Source organism: Glutamicibacter sp. AGC46, from assembly GCF_053543715.1.
The window spans coordinates 50,602-63,094 of sequence record NZ_JBLVOJ010000010.1 but is presented as its reverse complement, the minus strand read 5'-3'; the positions used below and the strand labels follow the sequence as shown (position 1 = coordinate 63,094).

13 protein-coding genes are annotated in these 12,493 nt (G+C 62.1%); 9 read left to right on the top strand and 4 right to left on the bottom strand.

Annotated features, from left to right (window positions below):
• The coding region (locus ACNPM8_RS05095) for a hypothetical protein (protein ID WP_448939410.1) at positions 1–484 on the bottom strand (484 nt) is incomplete at its 3' end.
• A gap of 81 nt (positions 485–565) precedes the next feature.
• On the opposite strand from ACNPM8_RS05095, the gene ACNPM8_RS05090 reads away from it, so the two are divergent.
• From ACNPM8_RS05090 to ACNPM8_RS05050, 9 genes are all read left to right on the top strand, one after another.
• On the top strand, positions 566–1,432 hold the full coding sequence (locus ACNPM8_RS05090) for a hypothetical protein (protein ID WP_105659023.1): 867 nt from the start codon (positions 566–568) through the stop codon (positions 1,430–1,432).
• Positions 1,433–1,480: 48 nt separating this feature from the next.
• A complete protein-coding gene (locus ACNPM8_RS05085) occupies positions 1,481–2,488 on the top strand; it encodes an HAD-IIA family hydrolase (protein WP_448939409.1) in 1,008 nt (335 codons plus the stop codon).
• Positions 2,489–2,660: 172 nt separating this feature from the next.
• Positions 2,661–3,449: a TlyA family RNA methyltransferase gene (locus ACNPM8_RS05080; RefSeq protein ID WP_105659025.1), complete on the top strand. Its 789-nt coding sequence runs from the start codon at positions 2,661–2,663 to the stop codon at positions 3,447–3,449.
• A 74-nt stretch (positions 3,450–3,523) separates the two neighbouring features.
• Positions 3,524–4,549, top strand: coding sequence for an NAD kinase (locus ACNPM8_RS05075; RefSeq protein ID WP_448939408.1), 1,026 nt, complete (start codon positions 3,524–3,526; stop codon positions 4,547–4,549).
• Between the two features lie 117 nt (positions 4,550–4,666).
• On the top strand, positions 4,667–6,421 hold the full coding sequence (gene recN / locus ACNPM8_RS05070) for a DNA repair protein RecN (RefSeq protein WP_448939407.1): 1,755 nt from the start codon (positions 4,667–4,669) through the stop codon (positions 6,419–6,421).
• Positions 6,422–6,528: 107 nt separating this feature from the next.
• Positions 6,529–8,208 carry a CTP synthase gene (locus ACNPM8_RS05065; protein ID WP_332487349.1) on the top strand — a complete coding sequence of 560 codons (1,680 nt, stop codon included), beginning with the start codon at positions 6,529–6,531 and terminating at the stop codon, positions 8,206–8,208.
• 120 nt (positions 8,209–8,328) lie between these two features.
• Positions 8,329–8,973, top strand: a complete 645-nt coding sequence (locus ACNPM8_RS05060; protein WP_448939406.1) for an NUDIX domain-containing protein — start codon at positions 8,329–8,331, stop codon at positions 8,971–8,973.
• A complete protein-coding gene (gene xerD / locus ACNPM8_RS05055; protein WP_448939405.1) occupies positions 8,970–9,893 on the top strand; it encodes a site-specific tyrosine recombinase XerD in 924 nt (307 codons plus the stop codon). The genes ACNPM8_RS05060 and xerD overlap by 4 nt, the downstream gene beginning before the upstream one ends.
• Positions 9,893–10,399 carry an 8-oxo-dGTP diphosphatase gene (locus ACNPM8_RS05050; protein ID WP_426734961.1) on the top strand — a complete coding sequence of 169 codons (507 nt, stop codon included), beginning with the start codon at positions 9,893–9,895 and terminating at the stop codon, positions 10,397–10,399. Before xerD ends, ACNPM8_RS05050 begins: the two co-directional genes overlap by 1 nt.
• A gap of 14 nt (positions 10,400–10,413) precedes the next feature.
• Here ACNPM8_RS05050 and ACNPM8_RS05045 read toward each other — a convergent pair whose 3' ends face one another.
• From ACNPM8_RS05045 to ACNPM8_RS05035, 3 genes are all read right to left on the bottom strand, one after another.
• Entirely contained in the window at positions 10,414–10,626 is a 213-nt protein-coding gene (locus tag ACNPM8_RS05045; protein ID WP_105659032.1) for a helix-turn-helix domain-containing protein, read from the bottom strand.
• Complete coding sequence (locus ACNPM8_RS05040) at positions 10,626–11,123, bottom strand: DUF2975 domain-containing protein (protein WP_105662543.1); 498 nt, start codon at positions 11,121–11,123, stop codon at positions 10,626–10,628. The genes ACNPM8_RS05045 and ACNPM8_RS05040 overlap by 1 nt, the downstream gene beginning before the upstream one ends.
• 178 nt (positions 11,124–11,301) lie before the next feature.
• Positions 11,302–12,441 (bottom strand): bifunctional 2-methylcitrate synthase/citrate synthase, encoded by a 1,140-nt coding sequence (locus ACNPM8_RS05035; RefSeq protein ID WP_332487340.1) that lies wholly within the window; start codon positions 12,439–12,441, stop codon positions 11,302–11,304.
• Positions 12,442–12,493: the final 52 nt, after the last annotated feature.

Genomic DNA, 12,493 nt, shown 5'->3' with positions numbered 1-12,493 from the left:
CTTCAAGCGTGATGACAACCGTGGTGGCGGTTTCCGCAATGAAGACCGTGGTGGTTTCCGCGGCGAGCGTCGCGATGACAACCGCGGTGGCGGCTTCAAGCGTGATGACAACCGCGGTGGCGGCTTCAAGCGTGATGACAACCGCGGTGGCGGCTTCAAGCGTGATGACAACCGCGGTGGCGGCTTCAAGCGTGATGACAACCGTGGTGGCGGTTTCCGCAATGAAGACCGTGGTGGTTTCCGCGGCGAGCGTCGCGATGACAACCGTGGCGGTGGCTTCAAGCGTGATGACAACCGTGGTGACGGTTTCCGCAATGACGATCGTGGCGGCTTCAAGCGTGACGATAACCGTGGCGGTGGCTTCAAGCGTGATGACAACCGTGATGGTGGCTTCAAGCGTGCCGACGACCGTCGCTCGAAGGGTGAGTACCCAGCACGTGAAGACCGCTTTGCTGATAAGCGCGGTGACGCACCGCGCGCACATAATCCTGGCGATCTTCGCATCTCGAACCGTGCCGATCGTGAACAGTCCCCAGATATCGATGAGGATGTTACCGGTAAGGAGTTGGACCGCGTAGCACGCGCCCAGCTGCGTTACCTCGAAGAGCGCTCGGCAAGCTGGGTCGCCAAGCACCTGGTGATGGCTGGCCGCCTGCTGGAAGACGACCCAGAGCTGGCATACGAGCACACCCTGGCAGCATCGCGCCGCGGCGGCCGTGTCGCGGTGGTTCGCGAGGCCGTTGGCATCGCTGCCTACCACGCTGGCAAGTACGCCGATGCACTGCGCGAACTGCGTACCCACCGTCGTATTTCCGGTTCGGACTACAACCTGCCATTGATCGCTGACTCGCTGCGTGGCCTGGGCCGCCCAGAGAAGGCAATCGAGCTCGCCCAGTCCGAGGAATGCGCCAATCTGGAAAGCGCCGTCAAGGTTGAAATGCAGATGGTTGCTGCCGGTTCGTATGGTGACTTGGGCAAGCTGGATAAGGCTCTGGCTGAGCTGGAGTCGCTGGAACAGCTGAACTTCAACCGTGCCTTCTCCTTCAGCCCACGTTTGTTCACTGCCTACGCTGATCTGCTGTCGGCTGCCGGCCGTGCAGAAGACGCGAAGCGCTGGAACGCTCAGGTCGAGGTTGCAGAAAGCGCCTTGGGCATCGAGCGTGAAACCGAATCCTTCATCATGGACCTGGCTCCGGAGATGGATGAGGAAGAGGAAACCCCACGCGCCAAGGATCTGATCGAGCCTTCGGAAGCTGAAGAAGCAGATGCCGACGCCGAGGCTGAAGAAGCAGATGCAGAAGCCGAGGCCGAAGAAGCAGAAGAGGCAGAAGCCGAGCAGACCGGCATCGACGAGGAAGATGACCTGAACGAAGTCATCGAATCCGACACGGAAGCTGGCGAAGCTGACGTGGAAGAAGAATCGGCGAAGTAAGCTTTGGCGTAGTAGCCAAACACCTCAAGTAGTAGGAACCACCACCGAATGCTGATTTCCGGATTTGATTCCGTCCTCTCCGACTTGGACGGCGTCGTCTATGCTGGCCCGAACGCCATTGACGACGCCGTGGAGTCGCTGAACACCCTCGCGGAAGTGAATGTCACCTTGGCGTTCATTACCAACAATGCTGGGCGTTCGCCGATGTCCGTCGCGGCCCACCTGCGCCAGCTGGGCGTGAAAACCAGCGCTGAGCAGGTTTTCGGTTCTGCCGACGCCGGTGCGGAGATGCTGGCCCGCGAATTGAATCCGGGATCCAAGGTTTTGGTGGTGGGTTCCCCCTACCTGCGCGAATGCATTGCCGTGCGCGGGTTGGAAGTCGTCGAATCCCATAAGGAAGAACCCGTAGCGGTGATCCAGGGGTTCGACCCGGACATCTCGTGGAAGAACCTGGCCGAGGCCAGCTACGCGATCAATCACGGTGCCCAATGGGTTGCCACCAACACGGACCTGACGATTCCGCGCGCCGAGGGCCTGGCCCCGGGCAACGGATCGCTGGTCAATGCGGTGAAACTGGCCACGAGCGTGGAACCACGCGTGGCGGGCAAACCAGAATCCTACCTGTTCGCTCGGGCCGCGGACCGACTGGATTCCCAGCGCCCGCTGGTCGTCGGCGCCCGCCTGGATACCGACATCCTTGGCGGCTTCCGTGCCGGGTTCTCCACCGCGCTGGTGCTGACCGGTGTGGACACGCCGCGCACAGCACTGGGCGCACCGGTCGAGCAGCGCCCCAACTACCTCATCAATTCGATGGCTGATCTGTACCGGCCGTACCCGACCATCAAGGTACTGGGCTACGGCGTGCAGGTCGGCGACGCGGTTGCCAAGGTCGATAACGGCGCGATCGAAGTCTCGGGCAGCGACCAGGACCTGAATGCCTGGCGCGCCGCCTGCCATGCCTGGTGGCTGGCCCATCCGCGCCAGTCGGGGCACGAAGAACCGGAAATCCGGTTTACCGAACGCGGGCTCGATGCCCTGCGCAAGATCCGGGGCTAAGCATGCAGCCGCAGAATCCTCTTCCGAGCCCTGGCCCTCGCGGGCCGGATGATGCAGCAGTGGAGCAGGCGCTGTCTTCCCTGGCCGACCATGACATTACCGAGCATGCCGGAATCTATGAGCAACTGCTCGCCGGCCTGCAGCAAGAACTGAATCGTACGGAGCACGGCGCGTGAATCGCCTGGATCAAGAACTTGTCACCCGTGGGCTGGCGCGCTCGCGCACCGAAGCAGCCAAGCTGATCGATGCCCAGCGGGTGCTGCTGAACGGGCAGGCCGCCACCAAGGCCGCCAAGAAGGTTTCCGCCACCGATGAGCTGGCGCTGGTGCCCAGCGAAGGCGAAGAATACGTCTCCCGTGCCGGGCATAAGCTCGCCGGAGCCCTAGATGCTTTTACGACTATTGACCCCGCTGGCCTGCACTGCCTGGACGCCGGTGCCTCGACCGGCGGCTTCACCGACGTGCTGTTGCGCCGCGGTGCGAAATCTGTGGTCGCAGCCGATGTAGGCCATGGCCAGCTGGTCGACGAGCTGCGCGAAGACCCCCGCGTCACGGTCCACGAAGGACTGAACGTCCGCTATCTGGCCCCCGAAGATATTGGGGGACCAGTCGACCTCGTAGTAGCCGACTTGTCCTTTATTTCGCTGCGCCTGGTGATCGACGCCTTGGCCGGGGCCGCCAAGGACGGCGGCTTCCTGCTGCTGATGGTCAAGCCGCAGTTCGAGGTCGGGCGCGAACACCTGAACCGCACCGGCGTGGTCACCGATCCCGCCCTGCGCCGCAGCTCCGTTGAAGCGGTGGTCGCCAGCGCGCAAGCCGCGGGACTGCACCTGCGCGGGCTGGCCCGCAGCCCGCTGCCGGGACAGGACGGCAATGTCGAATTCTTCCTTTGGCTTGCCGCAGGAGAGGATCCACAGCCTGCCGATGTTCCACGCATCGGGCAGGATGTTGACTATTCTTAGTAGTGACGTGTTTTAGCCGTGGTCGATAACCACGGTCATTTTGCACCTCGCGATGCTGAGAGGGGCCGACCGCCTTGCGCCGAATCCTGATTTTCACCCATACCGGACGCCAAGAAGCGATCACCGCGGCCATAGAAACCTGCGCCCTGCTCAACGCCGCCGGAGCTATCCCGGTGATGCGCGGCAAGGACCAGCTGGCGATGACCGAAGCGATCGGCGCGGCTGTGCCTTCGGTGCAGGTGCTCGGCGAGGATTGCCAGATCGAGGACGTCGACATGGGCGTGGTGCTCGGTGGCGATGGCTCCGTGTTGCGTGCCGCGGAATTGGTGCGGGAATCCCCGATGCCGCTGGTGGGGGTAAACCTCGGGCATGTGGGTTTCCTCGCCGAAGCTGAACGCAGCGAACTGGCCGCCACCGTGGAAGCACTGGTCAATGAGACCTACACCGTGGAAGAACGCATGACCATGGAGGTCAAGGTGTGGCTGGACAACGTCTGCCTCGCCGAGACCTGGGCCTTGAACGAGGCCGCGGTGGAAAAGGCCAACCGCGAACGCATGGTCGAGGTCGTGATCGAGGTCGACGGCCGGCCGATCTCCACCTTCGGTTGCGATGGTGTCGTGATGGCCACGCCTACCGGTTCCACCGCGTACTCCTTCTCCGCCGGCGGCCCGGTGGTCTGGCCGGACGTGGCGGCGCTGATCATGGTGCCGATCTCCGCGCACGCACTGTTCGCCAAGCCCCTGGTCATTTCCCCGGATTCGATCATGGCCGTCGAAATGCTGACCCGCACCGATGCCGGGGCCGTGCTCTGGTGCGATGGACGGCGCACCATCGAGCTGCCGCCGGGAGCCCGTGTGGAAGTAACGCGCAGCGACCGCCCGGTGTACATGGCGCGATTGAACACGACGCCGTTTTCCGAGCGCCTGGTCAACAAGTTCGAGCTGCCCATTACCGGTTGGCGCGGACCAGCGAAGGAAGAGGCGCGCCGTCCGGCCACTACGGCACTGCCGGTGATCGGACCGGGCCTGCAAAGCGTCGATCCGCATTACCGCGATGAACCGGGCATTCCCATGGTGGGACGCCCCGAGGACCAGGACTGAATAGCGGCCTCGAAGAAAAACTTTCCACACGCTCGAACATAGTTACGAAAAATAGGGTTAGAACACATATACTAAAAGCGCACGGTACGACTTGAACTCGACATTCGGGAGCAGGCATTGATTCAGGAAATCCAGATATCCAACCTTGGGGTGATCACCGAGGCCACGCTTCCGCTTGGTCCGGGACTCACGGTAGTCACCGGTGAAACCGGCGCTGGCAAGACCATGGTGATCACCGCCTTGTCCCTGCTGCTCGGGCGCCGGGCCGATGCCGGTGCGGTGCGCAACGGCGCCAAGCACGCCCTGGCTGAAGCCGTGGTGCACTTGCCGCCAGATCACCACGTGCTCGATGCCGCAGGCCAAGCAGGCGCATTCATCGAACCAGCAGGGGAGAACAGTGAACTGCTGCTTTCCCGCTCGCTCTCGGCCCAAGGCCGTTCACGCGCCACCATCGGCGGACGCAGCGCCCCTGTCGGCCTGCTGGCCGAGCTGGGGCACGATCTGGTGGCCGTCCATGGCCAGTCGGACCAGATTCGCCTGAAAGAGCCGGTAGCCCAACGAGATGCCCTGGACCGCTTTGCAGGTAGCTCGCTGTCGCGCACGCTAAGCAACTACCAGCGAGCCTACCGCCAGTGGCGATCGGCTTCCAAGGAGCTGGCGGGGCTCAAAACCGAATCGCGCAACCGTGTTCGCGAAGCAGAAAACTTGCGCCTGGCGCTGGACGAGATCGATTCCCTGGATCCGCAGCCGGGCGAGGACGAAGCCTTGCGCGAGCAATCCATGAAGCTGGGCAATGTCGAGTCCCTGCGCACCGCCGGCCGGCAGGCGCAATCCGTCATCGACTCCGAGGATTTCGAGAACCCGGGCGTTACCACCTTGGCGGAGACCGCCCGCGGCGTGCTGGCCCAGGCCAGTGACGATGACACTGCGCTGGCCGCCTTCGCGGAGCGGGCAGCGGAACTGGGCATTCTCGCCTCGGAACTCTCCAGTGATCTTGCCGCCTACGTTGCCGACCTCGATGAGGAAGGCCCGGAGCGCTTGGCGCAGATTGAAGCCCGCCGTGCCGATTTGAGCAAGCTCATGCGCAAGTACGCACCGAGCATTGATCAGGTGCTCGCCTGGGCTGCCGAATCCCGTACCCGTCTGGAAGAACTCGGTGGGGATGACTCGCGCATCGAGGAGCTGGAAACAGAAGTCGTTGAATTGGAGCACAAGGTGGCCTCGCTGGCCTCGGACCTCTCCGACGCGCGCCGCAAGGCTGCCAAGAAACTCTCCGCGCAGGTTTCAGCCGAGCTCAAGGCCCTGGCGATGCCGGATGCCAAGCTCGTCATCGAGGTGAAGGAACTGGAAGAACCAGGTGCCTTCGGCCAGGACGCGATTTCCATGCTGCTGGCCCCGCATGCCGGAGCCGCGCCGCGACCGCTGGGCAAGGGGGCCAGCGGCGGCGAGCTCTCCCGCGTCATGCTGGCCATTGAAGTCGTCCTAGCGGCGGTCGACCCGGTGCCGACCTTCGTCTTTGACGAGGTGGACCAGGGCGTGGGTGGCAAAGCGGCGGTGGCCATTGGCGAGCGCCTGGCGATGCTGGCAAAGCATGTGCAGGTCATCGTCGTGACCCACCTGCCCCAGGTGGCCGCCTATGCGGATCGGCACATTCGTGTGATCAAGAATTCAGATGCCAAGTCGAAGGCGGGAGCTGGCTACACTGCCAGCGATGTCATCAGCTTGGATCAGGAAGCCCGCGTCAAGGAACTTGCGCGCATGCTCGCCGGCCAAGAGGAATCCGGCACGGCGCAGGCGCATGCTGAGGAGTTGCTTGAAGAAGCGCAGAACCTAGTGTCATCGCTCACCTCCAATAAAATGGCGAAAGCCTAAAAGTCTTGGTGAGCCCCTGAATTACGGCAATGCTAGGGCATTGGCCGGAGGTGCACTAGAGTCTTATGAGGATGCGAAATATTGGAATGGTGATAGGATGAAATCCCGTGGTGCAGCGTAATTCAACTCGTGATTCTCGGTCGTCTGAAACGACAAAGCATATCTTCGTCACCGGCGGTGTGGCCTCTTCCCTGGGTAAGGGATTGACAGCATCCAGCCTTGGACATCTACTTCGAGCTCGTGGTCTCTCAGTGACCATGCAGAAGCTCGACCCGTACCTGAACGTCGATCCAGGTACTATGAACCCCTTCCAGCACGGTGAAGTCTTCGTTACTGACGATGGCGCAGAAACCGATCTGGATATCGGACACTATGAGCGTTTCCTGGATGAGAACCTTCCGGGTACCGCCAACGTGACCACCGGACAGGTCTACTCGACCGTTCTTGAACGCGAACGTCGCGGTGAATACCTCGGCGATACCGTTCAGGTCATCCCTCACATCACCGATGAGATCAAGCGTCGTATGCGCTTGGCAGCAACCGAACCAGGGGCCGGCAAGTCGGCACCTGACGTGATCATCACGGAAATCGGTGGCACCGTCGGCGATATCGAATCCCAGCCATTCCTCGAAGCAGCACGCCAGGTCCGCCAGGACATCGGCCGCAAGAACGCATTCTTCGTACACGTTTCCCTGGTTCCATTCATCGGCCCAAGCCATGAACTGAAGACCAAGCCTACCCAGCACTCCGTTGCCGCTTTGCGTTCGATCGGTATCCAGCCAGATTCGCTGGTAATCCGCTCGGACCGTCCAATCCCGGCAGAAATGCGCGCCAAGCTCGGCCGTACCTGCGATGTGGACACCGAAGCAGTGATCAACTGCGCCGATGCTCCAAGCATCTACGACATCCCAAAGGTCATCCACTCCCAGGGCCTGGACGCTTACATCGTCCAGACCTTGGAGATGAAGTTCCGCGACGTCGACTGGGCTTCATGGGATCGCTTGCTCGAAGTCGTGCACAACCCCGCAACCGAGCTGACCGTAGCTTTGGTGGGCAAGTACATCGATCTGCCCGACGCCTACCTGTCGGTCACCGAAGCTCTGCGTGCCGGCGGGTTCGCAAACAACGCCAAGGTCAACATCCGCTGGGTACCAGCAGATGACTGCGCTACCGAAGCAGGGGCCGCCAAGGCGCTTGAGGGTGCAGAGGCAATCTGCGTCCCCGGTGGCTTCGGCATCCGCGGTCTGGAAGGCAAGCTGGGCGCGCTGCGCTTCGCTCGCGAAAACAAGCTGCCAACCCTGGGCCTGTGCCTGGGACTGCAGTCGATGGTCATCGAATACGCCCGCAACATGGCTGGCCTCACCGATGCATCGTCCACCGAATTCGATCCTGAAACCTCGACCCCGGTCATCGCGACCATGGAAGAGCAGCTGGACATCGTTGAAGGCAAGGGCGACCTGGGCGGCACCATGCGTTTGGGCCTGTACGACGCAAAGCTGCTTGAGGGATCGGTTCTGGCTGAGACCTACGGCAAGACCGAGGTTGCGGAGCGCCATCGCCACCGCTACGAGGTCAACAACTCGTACCGCGCGCAGCTCGAAGAGGCTGGCCTGGTCTTCGCTGGCACCTCGCCAGATGGCAACCTGGTCGAGTTCGTTGAACTGCCAAGGGAAGTACACCCGTACTACGTTTCAACGCAGGCTCACCCTGAGCTCTCCAGCCGCCCGACTCGCCCGCACCCGCTGTTTGCAGGTCTGGTCGAGGCAGCTCTGGAGCTGCGCAAGTAAGTAATACAGCTTGCCGGAGGTAAAACTCTGAAGGCACTGCGCGCCGGTCGTTACTGACCGGCGCGTAGCTGTTTAAGCTGGAGAATACCGACCAGCTTTTTCTACCGAAGGACGATCCTCGTGCCGCTGCATCCTATAGCCGATGAATTCTCACCACGTGAATTGCTGAACCGTGAAACCGTGTACGAGGGACGGATCTGGGACGTCATCCATGACACGGTGAAGCTCTCCGAATCCGGGGCGACCATTGAACGCGATTACATCAACCACCCCGGTGCTGTATGCGTTCTGGTCATGGATGCTGAAGAACGCATCTTGATGGTCAACCAGTACCGCCACCCGGTAGGCATGCGGCTGTGGGAAATCCCTGCCGGGCTGCTCGATGTGGCTGGAGAACCACCTTTGGAAGCTGCCAAGCGCGAATTATGGGAAGAAGCGGATCGTACCGCCGAGCACTGGTCGATCCTCACCGATGTCTTCTTGAGCCCGGGCTCCTCGGCCGAGGCAGTGCGAGTCTACCTCGCGCGCGATGCGAAACTGGTTGCCGCCGATCAGCGCCATGAGCGTACCGAGGAGGAATCTGAAATGATCAGCACCTGGGTGCCGCTGGAGGAAGCCGTCGCAGCCGTGCTGGCAGGCAAGATCCATAATCCCACCGCGACAATCGCGATCCTTGCCGCTCATGCAGCCCGTACCAGCAAGTACTTGGACCTGCGCGATGCGAACGAGCCATTCGATGTGCACCCATACCTGCGTGAAGGATGAGCGGCCACTTCGAGACCCCGCTCAAGCGCTACCTGCAGCATCTGGCGATCGAGCGCGGGCTGGCCGAGAATACAATGGCTTCCTACCGGAGGGATCTGCTTCGCTACGTTGAAGCGCTGCAGGCAGCCGGCGTAGCACAACCGCAGCAGATTACCGAGCTGGCCATCAGCGGCTACCTTCAGGATCTATCCCGCGGGGACCAAGAGCATAAGCCGTTGAGCGCCCGCTCCGTCGCTCGCCATTCGGTAGCCATCCGCCAACTGCACAAGTACTGGGAGCTCGAAGGGATTTGCGCGCCTAACCCAGCCCGCGAGATCCAGCCTCCGGCTATCGGGCAATCCCTGCCCAAAGCGATCTCCATCGACCTTGTTACCAGGATCCTCGAATCGGTGAGCATCGAAACCCCTGCCGGGCTGAGGGATCGCGCGATTCTGGAATTCTTGTACTCCACCGGTGCGCGCATTTCCGAAGTCGTGGACCTGGACGTCGATGACCTGCACTTTGCCGACGATGCGGTGGTGCGCTTGTTCGGCAAGGGATCCAAGGAGCGGGTCGTTCCGGTGGGCGGTTATGCCCAGCGTGCGGTGAGCGATTATCTGGTGCGTGCCCGTCCCGGGCTAGCCGCCAAGGGCAAGGGAACTCCAGCGTTGTTCCTGAACCAGCGCGGGGGACGGCTTTCCCGCCAATCGGTGTGGCTGTTGCTTTCGAAGGCCGCTGAGCGCGCCGGGGTTTCCACCGAGGTCTCTCCGCATACGCTGCGCCACTCCTTCGCCACTCATTTGCTGGAGGGCGGCGCGGATGTGCGGGTGGTCCAGGAGCTGCTGGGACATGCATCGGTCACCACCACGCAGATCTACACCAAGGTCACCGTGGATTCGCTGCGTGAGGCCTACCAGTTGGCCCACCCGAGGGTGAACTAGTGGTCGCCGGCCACCAGGTGCGTTCTGCCAAGCAGGTAGCCCTCGTGGCGCTGCTGCAGGAGCGCGAAGGACGGCTGCACGTGTTGCTCGGACGCAAGCGTCGCGGATTCGGCAAGGGCAATATCGTGTTGCCCGGCGGCAAGATCGAGCAGGGAGAGAGCGCGCGGCAAGCGGCCGTCCGGGAATTCTCCGAGGAAACCGGACTGCTTCTCGCTCCGGAGGATCTGGAGCCTGCGGCGCAGGTCATTTTCCGGTTCCCCGCCCAGCCGGCAGCCGACATGGAATGCGCCACCTTCATTGCCTGGAAGGCATCGGGCCAGCTGCACATCACCGAGGAGCTCGAGCCGCTGTGGGCCGATCCGGCGGCCTTGCCCTTGGAGCAGATGTGGCAGGATTCCCCGTTGTGGCTGCCGCAACTCGTAGCCGGCGGGAAATTTACCGTCGAGATCGTGCTGGCGCAGGACAACACCTCGGTGCAGAGCATCAGCTTCGAGAACTGGGACTAGCCAGCGAGCTGCATCTAGTCCTGTTCGGTTTCGAAGATCAAGAGGTCGCCGGGCTGGCATTCCAATTCCCGGCAGAGGGCTTCAAGTGTGCTGAAACGTACGGCCTTGGCGCGCCCGTTCTTGAGCACCGCGAGGTTGGCCGGGGTAATGCCGATGCGTTCGGCCAACTCGCCGACGGCCATTTTGCGGCGGGCCAGCATCACGTCTATATCTACGCGGATTCCCATTAGATCACGCCGCCCAGTTCGGTACGGAGCGCATCGGCTTGGGCTTCGGTCATCGCCGCTTGTGCGAGCAACTGCCGCAGTACGAGCACGATGATGCTGATGCCGATCATCAGCACCCCGGCTCCACCAACAAGAAGCACGACTCCGGGTGCAATTTCCGTGCTGGCGGCGAAGATCGCTCCGAGGGCAAAAGTGGATAGGGCGCCGATCGTGAAGGCAATGATGATCGGCGTTACATAGCCCAGGGAAGCGGGATCGAAAACGGTGCCGCGTTTAACTCTCGTGGCTAGTTTCCACACGCTGTAGACGCAGGTTTCAATGATGAGCCCGGCGAGAAGCAAGTAGCCGAGGAAAGAGGCTTGAAAGAACTTGTCGGTGCCGTTGCTCGGCGACTCGTGGATCAAGATCATCGGGATCATGAACAGCTGCACAAAAAGCGTGCCAGCCAGGATCACGGCCAGAACTACCTTCAAACCGATAATGCTGAATTTTCCCATGGCAATAGACCTTATCGTTCTTCGGAATGCATCTATCGTTAAACGATAGGCCCATTGGCCTGGGACTGCAACCTTGGGCAACGATGGCAAGCCGATGCCGTCTCGCAGCAGGCACGGCAATGGCCACGGGCTGGCACGGCTATGCCATACCCGCGGCCAATGCCGTGAGTCGAAGCGTCTACAGCGAGCGCTGCTCCACGCCGTTATAAGCCGAAAGCGGGCGGATCAGCGCATTGGCTGCACGCTGCTCGAAGATGTGGCTGGTCCAGCCGGTGATGCGTGCCGCGATGAAGATCGGGGTGAACATCTCGGTGTCGAAGCCCATCAGATGATAGGTAGGGCCGGCCGGGTAGTCGAGGTTCGGCTTGATGGACTTGGCCTCGTCCATGGCTGCCTCCAGGCCGTCGTACAAGCCCAGCATCTCATGGCGGCCGTAGTGCTCGATCATGCGATCCAGCGCGGCCTTCATGGTTGGCACGCGGGAGTCGCCGTGCTTGTAGACGCGGTGGCCGAAGCCCATGACCTTCTTCTTGGCGGCCAGCGCCTCTTCCATCCACGCCTTGGCGCGCTTGGCAGCATCCTCGCGGGATTCTTCCTTGTCGATGCCGATCTCGTTGAAGGTATGCATGACAGCTTCGTTGGCGCCGCCGTGCAGGGGGCCCTTCAGTGCGCCGATCGCCCCGGTGACGGCCGAGTGCAGGTCGGAGAGGGTCGAGGTGATCACGCGGGCGGTGAAGGTCGAAGCGTTGAAGGAGTGCTCGGCATAGAGCACCATCGATACGCGGAACGCGTCGACAACCTCGGGGGCTGCTTCTTCGCCGAAGGCCATCCACAGGAAGTTCGAGGAGTAATCCAGATCTCCGCGCGGAGCTACCGCGTCCTGGCCGCGGCGGCGGCGCTGGTCGTAGGCAACCACCGCCGGGAAGGCCGCGAACAGCTCCTTGGCCTTGAGCAGCTCCGCCTCGGGGGAGGAGTTCTCGGCCTCGGGGTGGTTGGCGCCGATTACCGAGACGGCGGTACGGCCCACATCCATGGGATGGCAGTCAGCTGGAAGCAGGTCGATGGCGGCCTTCACCCGCGGGTCCAGCGCGCGGTTGGCCCGCTCGAAAGCACTGAACTCGGTCAGTTCGCTTTGCGTTGGCAGCTCGCCGGTCCAGAGCAGCAAGGCGACCTCTTCGAAGGACTTGTTCGCGGCCAGGTCCTGGACCGGGTAGCCGCGGTAGAGCAGCGAGTTGGTGTCTGGATTGACCTTGGAGACGGCGGTGTAGTCAACGACGACGCCTGCTAGGCCCTTCTTGATTTCCTCGGTGGCAGTCATTCTTGCTCCTCTTCATTGCCGGAGAATAATAATGCTTTGGGTCGCGGGGGGG

What these genes read in the sequence shown, in the direction of transcription:
- ACNPM8_RS05085 (WP_448939409.1), top strand. Translation starts at nt 1,481, where the DNA reads ATGCTGATTTCCGGATTTGATTCCGTCCTCTCCGACTTGGACGGCGTC.
- xerD (WP_448939405.1), top strand. Translation starts at nt 8,970, where the DNA reads ATGAGCGGCCACTTCGAGACCCCGCTCAAGCGCTACCTGCAGCATCTG.
- ACNPM8_RS05045 (WP_105659032.1), bottom strand. Translation starts at nt 10,626, where the DNA reads ATGGGAATCCGCGTAGATATAGACGTGATGCTGGCCCGCCGCAAAATG.
- ACNPM8_RS05040 (WP_105662543.1), bottom strand. Translation starts at nt 11,123, where the DNA reads ATGGGAAAATTCAGCATTATCGGTTTGAAGGTAGTTCTGGCCGTGATC.
- ACNPM8_RS05035 (WP_332487340.1), bottom strand. Translation starts at nt 12,441, where the DNA reads ATGACTGCCACCGAGGAAATCAAGAAGGGCCTAGCAGGCGTCGTCGTT.